At 72.2% G+C, this 14802-nt stretch carries 12 protein-coding genes; 4 read left to right on the top strand and 8 right to left on the bottom strand.

All coding sequences use genetic code 11. From position 1 onward, the window contains the following. Positions 1–60 precede the first annotated feature (60 nt). Together ACZYRU_RS05400 and ACZYRU_RS05395 are read left to right on the top strand one after the other, a co-directional pair. Positions 61–669 carry a DUF3000 domain-containing protein gene (locus ACZYRU_RS05400; protein ID WP_488956057.1) on the top strand — a complete coding sequence of 203 codons (609 nt, stop codon included), beginning with the start codon at positions 61–63 and terminating at the stop codon, positions 667–669. Continuing rightward, complete coding sequence (locus ACZYRU_RS05395; RefSeq protein ID WP_488956056.1) at positions 669–2030, top strand: HRDC domain-containing protein; 1362 nt, start codon at positions 669–671, stop codon at positions 2028–2030. Before ACZYRU_RS05400 ends, ACZYRU_RS05395 begins: the two co-directional genes overlap by 1 nt. Here the strand turns inward: ACZYRU_RS05395 and ACZYRU_RS05390 are convergent. Next, the gene (locus tag ACZYRU_RS05390; protein WP_488956055.1) at positions 1949–3367 is read right to left on the bottom strand and encodes an extracellular solute-binding protein; all 1419 of its coding nucleotides are present in this window, start codon (positions 3365–3367) and stop codon (positions 1949–1951) included. The two genes, ACZYRU_RS05395 and ACZYRU_RS05390, sit on opposite strands and share 82 nt — an antisense overlap. Before the next feature lie 61 nt (positions 3368–3428). Here ACZYRU_RS05390 and ACZYRU_RS05385 point away from each other — a divergent pair, with 61 nt between their 5' ends. Next, positions 3429–4028, top strand: coding sequence for a hypothetical protein (locus ACZYRU_RS05385; protein ID WP_488956054.1), 600 nt, complete (start codon positions 3429–3431; stop codon positions 4026–4028). A gap of 366 nt (positions 4029–4394) precedes the next feature. Here the strand turns inward: ACZYRU_RS05385 and hrpA are convergent, their stop codons facing one another. The 5 genes from hrpA to ACZYRU_RS05360 all read right to left on the bottom strand — a co-directional run bounded on the left by hrpA (position 4395) and on the right by ACZYRU_RS05360 (position 12320). Continuing rightward, on the bottom strand, positions 4395–8237 hold the full coding sequence (gene hrpA, locus ACZYRU_RS05380) for an ATP-dependent RNA helicase HrpA (RefSeq protein WP_488956053.1): 3843 nt from the start codon (positions 8235–8237) through the stop codon (positions 4395–4397). 113 nt (positions 8238–8350) lie between these two features. Beyond that, entirely contained in the window at positions 8351–8794 is a 444-nt protein-coding gene (locus ACZYRU_RS05375) for an SRPBCC family protein (protein ID WP_488956052.1), read from the bottom strand. Positions 8795–8836: 42 nt separating this feature from the next. Further along, positions 8837–9943, bottom strand: a complete 1107-nt coding sequence (locus tag ACZYRU_RS05370; protein ID WP_488956051.1) for an FUSC family protein — start codon at positions 9941–9943, stop codon at positions 8837–8839. Positions 9944–9969: 26 nt separating this feature from the next. Beyond that, positions 9970–10806, bottom strand: a complete 837-nt coding sequence (locus ACZYRU_RS05365) for an SDR family NAD(P)-dependent oxidoreductase (protein WP_488956050.1) — start codon at positions 10804–10806, stop codon at positions 9970–9972. Next, positions 10803–12320, bottom strand: coding sequence for a flavin-containing monooxygenase (locus ACZYRU_RS05360; protein ID WP_488956049.1), 1518 nt, complete (start codon positions 12318–12320; stop codon positions 10803–10805). Before ACZYRU_RS05360 ends, ACZYRU_RS05365 begins: the two co-directional genes overlap by 4 nt. A gap of 49 nt (positions 12321–12369) precedes the next feature. On the opposite strand from ACZYRU_RS05360, the gene ACZYRU_RS05355 reads away from it, so the two are divergent. Then, on the top strand, positions 12370–12981 hold the full coding sequence (locus ACZYRU_RS05355) for a TetR/AcrR family transcriptional regulator (protein ID WP_488956048.1): 612 nt from the start codon (positions 12370–12372) through the stop codon (positions 12979–12981). Between the two features lie 59 nt (positions 12982–13040). Here the strand turns inward: ACZYRU_RS05355 and ACZYRU_RS05350 are convergent, their stop codons facing one another. Next, the gene (locus ACZYRU_RS05350; RefSeq protein ID WP_488956047.1) at positions 13041–13322 is read right to left on the bottom strand and encodes a hypothetical protein; all 282 of its coding nucleotides are present in this window, start codon (positions 13320–13322) and stop codon (positions 13041–13043) included. Between the two features lie 84 nt (positions 13323–13406). Next, the gene (locus ACZYRU_RS05345) at positions 13407–14759 is read right to left on the bottom strand and encodes a threonine/serine exporter family protein (RefSeq protein ID WP_488956046.1); all 1353 of its coding nucleotides are present in this window, start codon (positions 14757–14759) and stop codon (positions 13407–13409) included. Positions 14760–14802: the final 43 nt, after the last annotated feature.

The raw sequence follows: 14802 nt of genomic DNA, 5'->3' as shown, positions 1-14802 counted from the left end.
GTCTCAGGTCAACGGCGTGGGACGCACATCGATCCGGCCCTGTCGGCCTAGGGTGGCCCCATGGTCGCCCGCCAGGAGATGAACCAGGGGTCCGGCGCGGCCGGCACTCCCCCCGAGTTCACCGCTGCCGTCGCGGGCCTGCGCGCGGCCACGTTCCGCCCCGAGGTGTTCTGCGAGGAGATGCCGGCACCGCAGCGGATCGCCCCGTACGCCGCCGCGCTGTCCGCCGACGTCACCGTGGACGACGAGGAGGTCGCCACCGGGCGACTCGTCCTGCTCCACGACCCGGCCGGCAACGACGCGTGGGAGGGCACCTTCCGCTGCGTGGCCTACTGCCGGGCCGAGATCGACCACGACCTCGCGACCGATCCGATGCTCACCGACGTCGGCTGGACCTGGCTGAGCGACGCGCTCGAGGCCCACGGCGCCGAGTACGTCGCCGTCTCCGGCACCGTCACCAAGGTGGTCACCGAGTCGTACGGCTCGATGGCCGACGAGCCGGGCAGCGCCCAGCTGGAGATCCGGGCGTCGTGGACGCCCGTCGACCCGAGCGACATGGCCACCCACGCCGAGGCGTGGGGCGAGCTGATGTGCACCGCCGGCGGTCTCGAGCCGGTACCTGACGGGATCGCGGTCATGCCGTCGCGGCGCGGCCAGCGGGGCGGCTGATGGCCGACGAGCCGACCCCCGAGGAGACGCCCGAGGAGGACCAGCAGCCGGTCGTGCTGCTGACCCTCGCCGACGGCCTGCCGCCGGTGATCGACACCCCCGAGGCCCTCGCGGCCTACTGCGACCTGGTCGCGGCGGGCTCCGGTCCGGTGGCGATTGACGCCGAGCGCGCGTCCGGCTACCGCTACTCCAACCGCGCCTACCTGATCCAGGTCAAGCGGGCCGGAGCCGGCATCGGCCTGATCGACCCGATCCCGTTCGGCGACCTGACGCCGCTCGCCGACGCCATCGGCGACGCCGAGTGGATCCTGCACGCCGCCACCCAGGACCTGCCCTGCCTGGCCGAGGTCGGGCTGCGCCCGGTCGCGCTCTTCGACACCGAGCTGGCCGGGCGGCTCCTCAACTACCCGCGCGTCGGGCTCGCCACCCTGGTCGAGACCCTGCTCGGGCGGCACCTGCGCAAGGAGCACTCCGCCGTCGACTGGTCGACCCGGCCCCTGCCCGAGCCGTGGCTGGAGTACGCCGCCCTCGACGTCGAGGTGCTCGTCGAGCTGCGCGACCTGCTGGCCGAGGAGCTCGAGGAGACCGGCAAGGCCGACTGGGCCCGGCAGGAGTTCGAGCACGTCCGCGGCTTCGAGCCGGCGGTCCGCGTCGACGCGTGGCGGCGTACGTCCGGGCTCCACAAGGTCCGCGGCCGTCGTACCCTCGGCGCGGTGCGGGCCCTGTGGGAGGCGCGCGACGCGATCGCCCGCGAGCGCGACGTGACCCCGAGCCGACTGATCCCCGACGCCGCCATCGTGGCCGCGGCGACCGCGATGCCCACGACGCGCGGAGCGCTGCTCGGCACCCAGGGCTTCCACGGCCGCGGCGCCGCCCGGCACGCCAAGGAGTGGCTGGCCGCCCTGCAGGCGGCCGCGAACCTCTCCGAGGACCAGCTGCCCTCGCGGGTCACCCACGGCGACGGTCCCCCGGCGCCGCGCACCTGGGCCGACAAGGACCCGGTCGCCGCCCGTCGGCTCGAGCTCGCCCGCGCAGCGGTCTCGGCGCTGGCCGAGGAGCACTCCATCCCGCTCGAGAACCTGCTCACCCCCGACACCCTGCGCCGGGTGATGTGGTCACCGCCGAGCACCCGCGACGCGGTCGACCTGCTGGAGGCGGTCATCGACCAGCTCCGGGCGCTGGGCGCGCGCAGCTGGCAGATCGGGCTGACCGCTCCGGCCCTCAGCCGCGCGGTCCTCGACGCCGAGGCGTCGTCCGCGAGCCGGGCGAAGCGGAAGCGTCAGGGCGTGGCGGAGTCGGACGGCGAGCCCGACGGCGAACCCGATGGGGAGCCCGACGGGGTCTCCGACGGCGCCACGTAGTCCGGGTCGAGCAGGCTGCGCGACTTCTCGTCGATCGCCTTCAGCGACTCCTGGAGGTCGGCGATGTCCGGCGTAGTCAGCAAGGTCTCGATGTCGGGGTCGACCAGCTGGCGCAGCTCGCGGCCCTGCGTCATCAGCGGCGGCAGCACGATCGAGCGCATCACCGTGTTGAACAGCGAGGCGTGCTCCGGCGCCAGCCCCGGCTGGAGGAAGTCGTCGGAGAACGCGACGGTCAGCTTGGCGGGCTGCACGTACCCGGTCTCGGCGACCCGGGCGAGCGCCTCGTCGCTGACCAGGTAGCTGAGCACGTTGGCCGCGGCCTCGTTGCGCTCCGGGCGGGCCGGGGCCAGGCAGATGCCGTTGAGGTCGGCGACGGTCTGGGCTGAGCCGAGCGACGGCATCGGCAGGACGTCGAAGTTGAGGCCCTCGACGCCGCGGAGCTCCGGGGTCAGCCCGCGGAAGCCGGCGATCATGGCGAGCTTGCCGCGCTTGAACCAGTCGACGGCCGGGCGCTGCTCGAGCTGCTTGGTGCTCAGGGTCAGCCGCGGGTCGCGCAGCAGCTCGAGGGTACGCCGCAGCGCGTCGGTCGAGCCGTCGTCGCTGAGCGCGAGGCTGGTGGGGTTGTTGTCGTCGTTGAAGACCTTGCCGCCACCGGAGAGGATGAACGGCGCGAGCCCGCGCAGCGTCGGCTCGATGTAGATGCCGCGGGTGTTGCGGCGCGGCCGGCTGCCGAACTCGGCGGCCGCGCGGAACTCCGCGAGGTTCCAGCTGGTGTGGTCCTGGCGCGGCACCGGCAGGCCCTCGGCCTCCATCGCGGCGAAGTCGACGAGGTCGGTGTTGTAGTAGATGACCATCGGCGAGGCGGCGTACGGCATGCACTGCAGGTCGTCGTCGACCGAGAACGCCGAGACCGCGTCGCGCGCCCAGTCGTCGCCGATCGGGATCTCACGCTCGTTGACCAGGTCGAGCAGCGGAACGTTGCGCTTCTCGGCCACGGTCTGCGCGAGGTCGCTGCGCGGGAGCAGGTAGAGGTCGGGCTTGGCGCCGCCGCTGCGGATCGCATCGAGCATCGCATCGGCGTCGGGCCAGGACACGATGGACACGTTGGTGTCCTTGCTGCTGGCGTTGTAGTCGTCGACAACCGTCTGGTACGCCGCGATCTCGGGCGCCGTACCCCACACCGCGAGCTGCAGCTCGGTCATCGTCTCGGCCGTCGGCTGCGGCCGGTGCGGCCGCTGCTTGTGCTCCGTGCCGCTCGCGAGGGCGATCATGCCCACGAGGACCACCAGAGCGACCCCGACCACGACTGCACCCGTCCGCCACGTGAACCGACCCACGGCCGCAACCCTACCGGCCGGTCACAGGGCCCCTCGCGGCGCGTGGTTCTAGGGTGAGTGGGTGTCCGAGCACCAGCGTCACCACCGCCCCGCGCCGCGGGAGGCGGCCTTCTTCGACGAGTACGTCGGCGCGGCCGACCCCGCGCTGCTGACCGAGGCCGCCGAGCGGGCCGCGGTGCTGCTCGTCCGTGGTGCCCGCACCAGCGACGACGCCGGGGTCGCCGAGCGCCTGGTCCACCTCGCCGACACCGAGGGCATCGAGGCGATCGCCGAGGTCTGGTCCCACGCCGCCGCCGACACCCTGGCCGGCTGCCTGTGGCGGCTCTACCTGCTCCGCTCGTGGGTGTACGCCGACCCGGCCGGGGTCGCCCGGCAGTTCGAGGCCGGCCGCTCCCGGGCCGAGTTCGCCCGGGTCGTCGCGGGCGTCGCCGACCCGCCGGGCCCCGACGAGCTGCGTGCCATGGTCGACGAGGTGCTGCGTGGCATCGCCGGTGGCGAGCTCGCCGACGTCCTGCTCCGCGCGGCCGCCTTCGCCCGGGTGGTCGCGGCCGGTCGGGCCACGCTGCACGACGTACCCGACGCCGACATCCGCCGCATGCTCGCGCTCGCCGAGCAGCTCGAGGCGGCCGGCCACCTGGAGCTCGCACGTCGCCTGACCTGAGCACTGGGTCCGAGGCCGTAGACTGGCACTCGAGCACGCCGGGCCGCGGCAGCCCCGGGTCCCAAATTCAGCCGCTACGAGCGGCCCTGCGCCGTGAGGCGCTCCCGGTCCGGCGTGCTCGACCTCTCCCGACCCGGCTCGAAGTGGCTTCGGAGTCGGGCCGACCCGGCTCGAAGGTGCGCGTGAATCGCGCCGACCCGGCTCGAAGGTGCGCGTGAATCGCGCCGACCCGGCAGAAAGTGACGTCGGGCGAGGCCAGTTTCTGCCGGGTCGGTGTGTTTTCCGGACCACTTTCTGCCGGGTCGGCGCGTTTTCCGGGCCAGCTTCTGCCGGGTCAGCGGAGAGCGGGAGCCAGTTTCTGCCGGGTCAGAGGGAGTCGAAGGCCTTGCGGATCCGCACGTCCGAGATCGGGCCGTCGGTGCCGAGCTGCTGGGCCCACAGCGAGACCCGGTACTCCTCCAGCATCCACCGGATCGCACGCAGCCCGGATCCGGCCGGGCGCCCGTCGGGGAGCGCGGCGATCCGGGCGAGGTAGGCGTCCTGGAGCGGCTGGAGCACGTCCATCCGCTGCCGGTCCTTGGCGAGGGCGGCCGGGCCGCCGTTCGCGAGAGCGGTACGACGCTCGCGCATCCCCGCCAGCCAGGTGCGGTAGCGCCGCAGCCGGGCGGCTCCGGCCTCCCCCACGAAACCGTCGTGGACGAGACGGCCGAGCTGGCCCTGGAGGTCGGTGAGCGCGGGCAGCATCGGCAGGTCGGCGCGGCCGCTCAGCAGGCGGTCGACCTCGCGCCAGGTGGCGAGGACGCGGAGCAGCTCGGCGAGCACGTCGCGCACGCCCGCGGCGGCGGTCGGGCGCAGGGCGGCCAGCAGGTCGTCGTACTCCTGGCGGCTGCGGACCGGCGGCCGGGCGTCGACGGCGTCGACCACGACGGCGCGCAGGCAGTCGTCGAGGATGGCGGGCACACCGGCGTACGGCGTCCCGGCGAGGCCGAGCTTCTCGGCGTTGCCGAGGCTGTCGAGGACGCCGGCGAGCGGGGCCGGGCCGAGGGCGAGCAGCGCGAGGCGGACGACGCCGAGCCGGTGCCGGGCGTCGCGCTCGTCGGCCGAGCCGGACACCTGCAGGCCGACGGCGCTGCCCTCGTCGACCAGGCCGGGGTACGCCTCGACCTCGTGACCGGCGCGGGTCCACGTGGCCGTCACCGGGATCTCGTCGAAGACCCAGTCCTTCTCGCCCGTGCGGGCGACGCCGGAGTCGGAGGCGACGGCGGCAATAGCACGCTCGAACTGCGGCTGCAGCGGTGCCTTGAGCTCGGCGAGCGACTTGCCGCGCCCCTGCACCAAGCCGTTCTCGTCGACGACCCGGTAGCTCGGGGTGAGGTGCGCGGGCAGGGACGCGAGGCCCCAGGCCGAGCGCGGGACGTGGACGCCGGTGGTCGAGCGCAGGTGGCGCTCGAGTGCGGTGAGCAGCGCCTCCTCCCCCGCGGGTACGGCGGCCAGGAACTCGCGCGCGGTGTTCGGGGCGGGCACGAAGCTGACCCGGAGCGCCTTCGGGAGGCTGCGGATGAGCTCGGTGACCAGCTCCTCGCGCAGGCCGGGGACGATCCAGGAGAAGTCGTCGTCGTCGACCCGGTTGAGGGTGGCGACGGGGATGTCGATGGTGAGCCCGTCGTCCTTCGCGCCCGGCTCGAAGTGGTAGCTGATCGGGAAGGTCAGACCGCCCGTCACCGACCACTCCTCGGGATAGTCCGCCTCGCGGACCTCGTCGGCCGTGTCGTGGGTGAGCATCGCCGGGTCGAAGGTGAGCAGCTCCGGCTGAGCGCGCCGGGCGTCCTTCCACCAGCGGTCGAAGTGCGCGCCACTGACGATCCCCTCGGGGACGCGGGCGTCGTAGAAGTCGAAGAGCGTGTGCTCGTCGACGACGAGGTCGCGCCGGCGGGCCCGGTGCTCGAGCTCCTCGGCCTCGGCGAGCAGGCGGCGGTTCTGCTGGAAGAACCGGTGCCGGGTGTCCCACTCGCCGTAGACGAGGGCGTGCCGGATGAAGATCTCGCGCGACAGCTCCGGGTCGACCTTGCCGTAGGAGACGGCCCGGTCGGCCGCCAGCGGTACGCCGTACAGCGTGACCCGCTCGCGGGCCATCACCGCCTGGCGCTTGCGGGACCAGCTCGGCTCGGAGTACGTGCGCTTCACGAGGTGGGCGCCGAGCTGCTCGGCCCAGCGCGGGTCGATGGCGGCGTTCTGGCGGGCCCAGAGCCGGCCGGTCTCGACGAGCTCGCCGGCCATCACGAACGGCGGGTTCTTGCGGGCCAGGCCGGAGCCGGGGAAGATCGCGAACTTCGCGCCGCGGGCGCCGAGGTACTCCCGCGGCCCGGGCCGGCGGTTGTCCTTGCGGGCGCCGGGCTTGGGCTTCTCCCGCTCCTCGAGCACGCCGATGTGGGAGAGCAGGCCGGAGAGCAGCGCCTGGTGGATCCCGTCGGCGTCGGGTACGTCGCTGGGCGCCTCGAGCCGCACCCCCATCTCCTTGGTGACCTGGCGCAGCTGGGTGACGAACTCCTGCCACTCGCGCACGCGCAGGTAGTTGAGGTACTCGCGCTTGCACATCCGGCGGAAGGCGCTGCCGGAGAGCTCCTTCTGCTGCTGGCGCAGGTGGTTCCACAGGTTGAGCCAGGACAGGAAGTCCGAGCCCTCGGCCTTGAACCGGGCATGCAGCTGGTCGGCCTGCGCGCGCTCGGTCGGGTGGTCGGCGCCGGGCCGCTCGCGCGGGTCCTGGAGGGAGAGGGCGGCGACGATGACGAGGACGTCGCGCACGCAGCCGAGCCGCTCGGCCTCGAGCAGCATCCGGCCGAGCCGCGGGTCGATCGGCAGCCGGGCGAGACGGCGGCCGACCTTGGTCAGCTCGCCGTTCCTCCCGGCGGTCGGGCCGGTCGAGACCGCACCGAGCTCCTCGAGGAGCTGGGTTCCGGCCTGCACGTTGCGCCGGTCGGGCGGCTCGACGAACGGGAACCGCTCGATGTCGCCGAGCCCGAGGGAGGTCATCTGCAAGATGACCGAGGCGAGGTTGGTGCGCAGGATCTCGGGGTCGGTGAACTCGGGGCGGGCCTCGAAGTCCTCCTCGGCGTACAGCCGGATCGCGATGCCGGCCGCGACCCGGCCGCACCGGCCCGAGCGCTGGTTGGCGGAGGCCTGGCTGATCGGCTCGATCGGGAGGCGCTGGACCTTGGTGCGCGCGGAGTAGCGGGAGATGCGGGCGACGCCGGTGTCGACGACGTAGCGGATGCCGGGGACGGTCAGCGAGGTCTCGGCGACGTTGGTCGCGAGCACCACGCGACGCCGGGAACCTTTGGCGGGCGCGAAGACCCGGTGCTGCTCGGCGGCGGACAGGCGCGAGAAGAGGGGCAGTACGTCGACGCCGCGGATCCCGTCCCCGAGCGGCGCAAGCGCCTCCGCGGTGTCGCGGATCTCGCGTTCGCCGGGAAGGAACACGAGGACGTCGCCCGGACCCTCGGCGGAGAGCTCCTTGACGGCGTCGACGATGGCCTCGGTCTGGTCCCGGACGATCGGCTCGCCGTCCTCGTCGTCCTCGGGCAGGTCCATCAGCGGCCGGTACCGGACCTCGACCGGGTACGTGCGGCCGGAGACCTCGATGATCGGCGCCGGCTCACCGGTGCGCACGTCGGCGAAGTGCTCGGCGAAGCGCTCCGGGTCGATGGTCGCCGAGGTGATGACCAGCTTGAGGTCGGGGCGCTTCGGCAGCAGCTGACGCAGGTAGCCGAGCAGGAAGTCGATGTTGAGGCTGCGCTCGTGCGCCTCGTCGATGATGATCGTGTCGTAGCGGCGCAGCAGCCGGTCGCGCTGCAGCTCGGCCAGCAGGATGCCGTCGGTCATCAGCTTGATCCGGCTCTGCTTCGAGGTCTTGTCGGTGAACCGGACCTGGTAGCCGACCAGGTCGCCGAGCTCGGTCCCGAGCTCCGAGGCGATCCGCTCGGCCACCGAGCGAGCGGCGATCCGCCGCGGCTGGGTGTGCCCGATCATCCGCGGGCGCCCGTCCTCGCCGGGGCCACCGCCCCCCAGCTCGAGGCAGATCTTCGGCAGCTGGGTGGTCTTGCCGGAGCCGGTCTCGCCGGCGACGATCACGACCTGGTGGTCGCGGATCGCGGCAGCGATGTCGTCGCGTCGGGCGCTGACCGGGAGGTCGGGTGGGTAGGAGATCTTCACAGCGCGGCCATTGTCCCGTGTCGGCGCCCGCAGACCCAACCGGATTCACCGATCACCGGAGTCGGGTGCGTGAGAGTGGCCCAGGGGCCACCCTCAGCCGCCCAGCTCCAGGGTCAGGCGAGCGACTCCACGTTGCGCACCAGCGCCTCGCTGGAGTGCCTGACCGCGACACCGACGACCGGCTTGACCGCACCCGCGATCGCCTTGCCGGCCGGGCCGCCCGGCAGCGTGAAGGAGATCCAGGCGTCGACCCGGGTCCGGTCACCGCCGAGGTCGGTGAAGCTCCAGCGCTGGGTGGTCTCGACGCCCTTGACCGAGGTCAGCTCGAGCAGCCGGTCCTGCTCCCAGGCGGTGCACTCGATGCGCGCCTTGAGCGGTACGCCGACCTTCATCACGCCGTCGTACTGGGCACCCACGCCGCGGAGCTGGTCGGTGACCGGCTCGATCTTCGTGAGGCCGTACATCCAGTCCTTCGTGCACGTGAAGTCGTCGACGTACGCGAACACCTTGCTGATCGGCGCCGCGATCTCGACGCTCTGCTCCACCACGTTGCTCACGGCGGAAAGTGTGACATGCGGTCACAGGTTCCGGTCGCAGGCTCAGCGCGGCGGCGGCAGCGCGTCGGTCGCCTCGAGCTGGCCCATGCCGGTGACCATGAGCAGGTCGGCGACGATCGCGCGCAGCTGGGCGAGGATCGCCTCGGCGGTCAGGATGTCGCTGCGCTCGACCTGCCCGGTCGCGGCGCCGACGGCCAGCACCTCGTCCCGGGCCGCGATCGCGACCCGGTCGGCGTGCAGCTCGCGGGCGACGGCCTCGGCGGCGTCGGCGAGCTCGGCGGTCAGTCCGATGTACGACGCGGGCACCGGCAGCCGGCGGTAGGCGATGATCGTGGTCTGCCGCACGAGCACCCGGGTGCTGCGCAGCGCCCGGTCGAGCGGGTCGACCAGCTCGACCATCCGGCGCAGCGGCTCGCGGTGCCGGATCCGGAACGGCGAGGAGCTGACGACGGCCATCCCCTCCTCGGCCGCGGCCTGGAGCTCGCGGATCAGCCGGTCCGTGGTCCGGGCGTCGGCGAGCAGCTCGAGGGCCGGGGTGACCTCGCCGTCGACCATCACGTCGGAGGCGGCACGCAGCAGCTGGGCGATCTTGCGGGCAACGGCGGCGGCCTGCTCGCGCGGGCGACGCAACGGCGCGGCGGGCACCGCCATCGCGGCGAGCAGCGCGACACCGCCGCCGATCACGGCGTCGGTCCAGCGCAGGAACGCGCCGCCGGCGCCGGGCAGCAGCACCGTGACCACGATCGACTGCACCGCAGCCTGGGAGACGAACATGATGCCGGCGTCGAGGAAGAGCGCGATCGACATCGACAGGAACACGATCAGCGCGAGCTGCCAGGCGCCCGAGCCGATGCCGGAGACCAGCACGTCGGCCATGAACACGCCGATCGCGACACCGAGCATGACCTCGACGACGCGGCGCAGCCGCTGGCCGTACGACGTACCGAGGCACAGCACCGCCGCGATCGGCGCGAAGAACGGCAGGGCGTGACCGAGCAGGTCGTGCGCGACGAACCAGGCCAGTCCGGCTGCGATCGAGCACTGCGCGACGACCCACAGCTTGTCGCGCCACCGGTCGAAGCGGCCGCGCAGCGACAGGCGGCTGCGCGACCACATCCGGTCGAGAACACCGTCGGTCACCGCCTCCACACGGCAACCCTAGTGGGCGCCGAGGGTCACACGGCCTTCGCCGGGAGGACCTTCTTGGAGACGAGCGCGACGACGTCCTCGTAGCGCGAGCCGGTGAACTTCTGGAAGTTGTGCAGCGCGTGGGCGTCGAGGCCGACGAGGACACGCGCCTGGTTCTTCACGATGCCCTTGACGATGATCTCGGCCGCCCGCTCGGGGGTCATCTTCGCGAGCTTCTCGTCGAAGAGCTTCGCCGTGGCGGCCTTGTCCTCCTTGTCGGAGACGCGGGCGTTGCGGGCGATCGCGGTCTTGATGCCGCCGGGGTGGACCGAGGTCACGCCGACGTTGTGCCCCGCGATGAGCATCTCCTCGCGCAGCGCCTCGGTGAAGCCGCGCACCGCGAACTTCGTCGCGTTGTAGGCGCTCTGGCCGGGCATCGCGAGCAGGCCGAAGAGCGAGGACAGGTTGACGACGTGACCCTCGCCGGAGGCGATCAGGTGCGGCAGGAACTCCTTGGTCCCGTGCACGACGCCCCAGAAGTTGATGCCGACGATCCACTCCATGTCGTCGTAGGACAGGTCGACCACGTCACCGGCCAGCGCCACGCCGGCGTTGTTGATGACGACGTTGACCTGGCCGAAGTGGTCGGCCACGGCGGCGGCGTACGCAGCGAACGCCTCGCGGTCGGCGACATCGAGCTTCGCGGTCTGCACGTCCGGCGCACCGGCGTCCTTGGCGAGCGCGGCGGTCTCGTCGAGGCCGGCCTCGTTGACGTCGGACAGCGCGAGCCGCGCGCCCTTGCCGGCCAGGTTCACGGCCAGGGCGCGGCCGATGCCGGAGCCCGCGCCGGTGATGACGACGACCTTGTTGTTGAGGTTCTTCACGCGTTGACTGCCTCTCGCTGGTGGGACACCTCGACGTCGTACCGGTCGAGGTCGAACGTGCTCAGGTGCTGCCGGAAGGTGAAGGTCTGGCCCGGCCACAGGGTGGTGTTGTTGCCGAACTTGTCGAGGTACCAGCTGGCGCAGCCGCCGGTCTGCCACACGGTCGGCTTCATCTTCCGTCGGATCTCGGCGGTCCACGCGTCCTGCGCGGCCTGGGTCGGCTCGACGGCGGCGAGGCCCTCGCGGCGCATGGCCTTCGCGGCCTCGACGACGTACTTCACCTGCGACTCGATGATGAAGATCATGCTGGAGTGGCCGAGCGCGGTGTTGGGGCCGACGATCTGGAACAGGTTGGGGAAGCCGTGGAAGGTCGTCCCCTTGTACGCCGCCATGCCGCTCTCGTCCCACAGGTCACCGAGCGTGACGCCGGCGCGGCCGGTGATGTGCCGCGCGATCGGGGGCTCGGTCACGTAGAAGCCGGTGGCCACGACGAGGACGTCGATCGGCCGCTCCACGCCGTCGGTGGTGACGACGGCGTTGCCGGTGATCTTGGCGATCGGGTCGGTGACCAGGTCGACGTTGTCGGCGTCGAGCGCGGGGTACCACTTGTTGGAGATCAGGATCCGCTTGCAGCCGGCGCGGTACCCGGGGGTGACCTTGCGGCGCAGCTCGGGGTCGGTGATGCCCTTCGCGATGTTCTTCTTCCCCTGCATCTCGACCGCGCGCATCGCCTGCGGGAACTTCGCGAAGGCGGGGACGCGGGACTCGAGGGTGCCGTAGACGAGGGCGCGCAGGGCGCGCTGGGCGCCGGGAACCCGCTTGAACACGGTCTTCTCGAAGGCGCTGAAGGAGCGCTCGTTGCGGGGGATGATCCAGTTCGGCGTGCGCTGGTAGACGTCCATGTGGCCGACGACCTTCTGCAGCTCGGGCACGAGCTGGACGGCCGACGCGCCGGTGCCGATGACCGCGACGCGCTTGCCGGTCAGGTCGACGTCGTGGTTCCAGCGGGCCGAGTGGAAGATCTCGCCCTGGAAGGTCTCGATGCCCTCGATCTCCGGGAGCCGGGGCTCGGAGAGCCCGCCGGCGCCGGCGACGACGGTGCGGGCGGCGTACTCCTTGATGCCCGCGGGGCCCTCGGTGCGCACGATCCAGCGCTGCGTCTCGTCGTCCCACGTCGCGTCGAGCACGGCGGTGTCGAAGACGAAGCGGTCGAGCGTGCCCGACTTCTCGGCGACCTTGCGGGTGTACTCCCAGATCTCCTGCTGCGGCGAGTAGACCTTCGACCAGTCCGGGTTCAGCGCGAACGAGTAGGAGTAGAGCTGGCTCGGGACGTCGCACTCGGCACCCGGGTAGGTGTTGATGTGCCAGGTGCCACCGACGTCGCTGTCCTTCTCGATCACGACGAAGTCGCGCTCGGCGGCCTCGTCGAGCTTGATGGCGGCGGCCAGGCCGGCGAAGCCGGCGCCGACGATGAGGTGGTCGACCTGCGTGCGACCTGTGCTGCGGGAGCTCATGGCACGACGCTATTGGCGTTATTGAACATCTGTCAATAGACTGTCCGGCGTGACGACCGCCACGCCCTCCCCCGCCCCGCGCACCCGGCTCTCGCCGGCGGAGCGTCGTACCCAGCTGCTGGAGCTCGGGGTCCGGCTGCTCGCGACCCACTCGCTCGACGAGCTGTCCATCGACCTGCTCGCCGAGGAGGCGGGCATCTCGCGCGGGCTGATGTACCACTACTTCGGCGGCAAGCAGGGCTTCTACGAGGCTGTCGTCCAGCACGCGGCCGACGACCTCTACGCCCGCACCGCTCCCCCGGACCACGGCGAGCCGATGGAGCGGCTGCTCGCCTCGCTGGCCGGGTACGTCGACTACGTCGTCGCCAACCACACCGGCTACCGCTCCCTGGTGAAGGCCGCCACCGCCGGCAACGACAACCTGCGTGCGATCTACGACACCACGTTCGCGGCGCTCGCCGACCGGTTCTTCACCGCCGACCCCGGCGGCCTCGTCATTCCCGACACCCCCGCCGTGCGCCTGATCATCCATGCCTGGCAGGCCATGGTCGAGGACCTCGTCCTCACCTGGTGCGAATCCTCTGCCGGGCTGTCCCGCGACGACCTGCTGCAGGTGATCACGGCGTCACTTCCGGCGATCGTCGACACGCTGCCCGGGTGACGCAACGAGCCGGGCACCCGCTGGCAGCGGGAGCCCGGCTCGCGAGAGGCTGCGAACGATCAGGGAGCCGTCGGCGACAGGTCGCCGCACTCGTCCTTGATGGCCTTCGCGAAGTCGCCCTCGTCGCCCTTCACGTCCTTGTTGTCCTCCGCCCACTTCAGCAGCGCCTCCGATGCCTTCTGCGCCTTGTCGACGTCACCCGACTCCGCGGCGTCGGAAGCGTCCTGGAGCAGACCGCAGTACTCCTTGGCGAGCTTGCCCTCGTCGGTGCCACCGCAGGCGGTGAGCGAGAAGGCGGCCGCGAGGACGATGCTGCCGAGGCCGAGGGTGGTCTTCTTCATGGTTGTCTCCCGTAATCAGGCGAATCGATCGCGAGGAGCCTCCCACCGGGAAGTCCGGCGAAACCTCACCAACGTGCCCGGCCGTCACTGCCCTCGCTCGCGGGCCCGCCCCCGTCCCCTCCGCCGGACCCGGGTGACACCGACCAGGCGCGGGCCGGCGAGGCGAGCCTCGACCCGGCGGGCCTCGCGCATGACCGGCTGGGCGACGTACTCACCGAGGATCACGCCGGAGGCCAGGGCGATGGCGACGGAGGCGGCGGTGACCATGGCGAGCAGGCCCTGGGCGGCCTGCTGGCTGCCCTCCTGGCCGAGCAGGAACAGGCCGCGGTAGATCGAGAGGCCGGGCAGCAGCGGTACGACGGCCGAGACCACCACGACCAGCGGCGGGACCCGGAAGCGGCGGCCGACGGTGTAGCCGAAGAGGCCGATCACGAAGGCGGACAGGCCGACCGCGAAGGTGCGGCCCGCACCGGCCTCGGACATCGCCTCGGTGGCGGCGATCGCAAACCCGCCGAGCAGGCCGACCGGGAGCAGCGTGCGCAGGGGTGCGTACGACGCGAAGGCGAACGCCGCCGCGCCGACCGCTCCACCCACCGCGACCGCTGTCACGCCGACCAGGTCGAGGCGGGGCAGGGTCAGCCGCGGGATCTCCAGGCCGACGGCGGCGCACAGCGACAGCCCGCCGCTGACGCCCGCGATGATGCCGGCGGTGGCGAGCACCGCCTCGAGGATCCGGGCGCCGCCGGTGACGAAGAAGCCGGAGAGCGCGTCCTGGACCGCGCCCATGAAGCCGATGCCGGCCAGCAGCATGATGATGTTGGCGGTGACGACGAGCGACGCGTTGAGGTGCACCCACGGCTCGGCGAGCCGGGTGCCGAGCGCGGCGAGCACCGTGGCCACCACGCCGCCCGCGACCTGCTGGTAGAAGCCCGGCAGCCGGCGCCGGGTCATCAGCAGCTGCAGCCGGTCGATGCAGATCGCGGCCAGCGTCGCCACGAGGACGACGACGAGGTTGCCGCCGAGCTGCAGCCCGATGCCGCCGCACATCACGCCCCAGCCCAGGGTCGCGGCCCAGCGCGGCCGCGCGTGCCCGGACGACACGATCTGCGCGAGTGCGGTGCGGGCACCCTCGAGGTCGGTCTCCCCCGCGATCACGTCACGCACCAGGTGGTCGACCCGGGTCAGGTCCTCGTAGTCGATCTCGCGCTGGGTGACCGCCCGCAGCTGCACCACCGGCGGCTCGTCGGGGCCCTGCTGCACGCTCATCGCCAGCGAGGTGAAGGTGACGTCCACCTGCGTGTGCCGTACGCCGAGCGCCCGGGCCAGCGCCCGCATCGTCGCCACCACGTCGGGGGCACCGGCCCCGGAGGACAGCAGCACCTCGCCGACCTTGAGGCACAGGTCGAGCGTGCGGTGGAGGGTCCGCAGGTCGTCCATCCCCCAACTCTGTCAGGTCGCCGCGCGACACCTCTACGCTGAT

The organism is Nocardioides sp. F233 (genome assembly GCF_057813895.1).
Note: the sequence above shows the minus strand (reverse complement) of the source record. Positions and strands in the feature narration are given on the sequence as shown.

Excerpts from the sequence above, each read along its gene's own strand:
- ACZYRU_RS05345 (WP_488956046.1), bottom strand. The coding sequence starts at position 14,759 with ATGGACGACCTGCGGACCCTCCACCGCACGCTCGACCTGTGCCTCAAG.
- ACZYRU_RS05350 (WP_488956047.1), bottom strand. The coding sequence starts at position 13,322 with ATGAAGAAGACCACCCTCGGCCTCGGCAGCATCGTCCTCGCGGCCGCC.
- ACZYRU_RS05395 (WP_488956056.1), top strand. The coding sequence starts at position 669 with ATGGCCGACGAGCCGACCCCCGAGGAGACGCCCGAGGAGGACCAGCAG.
- ACZYRU_RS05400 (WP_488956057.1), top strand. The coding sequence starts at position 61 with ATGGTCGCCCGCCAGGAGATGAACCAGGGGTCCGGCGCGGCCGGCACT.
- ACZYRU_RS05360 (WP_488956049.1), bottom strand. The coding sequence starts at position 12,320 with ATGAGCTCCCGCAGCACAGGTCGCACGCAGGTCGACCACCTCATCGTC.